At 47.2% G+C, this 722-nt stretch carries 1 protein-coding gene; it reads right to left on the bottom strand.

Annotated features, from left to right (window positions below; translation table 11 throughout):
- On the bottom strand, positions 1-722 hold a 722-nt coding region (locus A3762_RS23785; RefSeq protein ID WP_255375082.1), incomplete at both ends, for a penicillin-binding transpeptidase domain-containing protein.

The raw sequence follows: 722 nt of genomic DNA, 5'->3' as shown, positions 1-722 counted from the left end.
ACCTTCACGCTTCCAGTTTCGGTAAATGCGATCATCATTTTTTAACTGGTAACGCCCTCTATCATTTATTGTATAGTCGCGTGAAGTAACACCTACATCTAAGCCGGCCAACCCAACAACTGGCTTAATCGTCGAACCTGGCGGGTACTGTCCCTTTAAAGCACGATTAAACAAAGGCGTATCAATAGAATCTCGAAGTAAGCCATAGCTTTTATGATCAATGCCCGTAACGAATTTATTGGGGTCGTAACTCGGTGTGCTTACCTGAGCCAAGACACCACCCGTTTTTGGCTCGATGGCGACTAAGGCAGCCCGCTTACCCTCAAGCAACTCCATAACCCTCAACTGAAGTCTTGCATCCATGTGCAGAACAAGATCTTTGCCCGGCGTTGAAGCGAGATGATCTAGACTTCTTAGAATCCTGTTGCTAGCGTTGATTTCTACCGTTTCAAAACCGACGCTCCCATGCAACTCCGACTCATAGAAACGTTCTACTCCGAGCTTCCCAATATAGTTAGTTGCCGAATAGTTTTGAGGATCAAGCTTTGCCAGTTCTTTTTCGTTAATACGCCCTACGTAGCCAATAGAATGTGCAGTCGCCTCCCCAAGCGGGTAATAACGCGCAAGTTCAGCCTGCACCTCAACCCCTGGTAGAGTATGCCTACGGACTTCGATTCGCGCGATTTCCTCCTCGGTGAGCTTACTTTTTAGAACAACCTCCT

The sequence above is a fragment of the Oleiphilus sp. HI0125 genome (assembly GCF_001635355.1).
The sequence above is the reverse complement of the archived record's forward strand: the minus strand, read 5'-3'. Positions and strand labels throughout refer to the sequence as shown.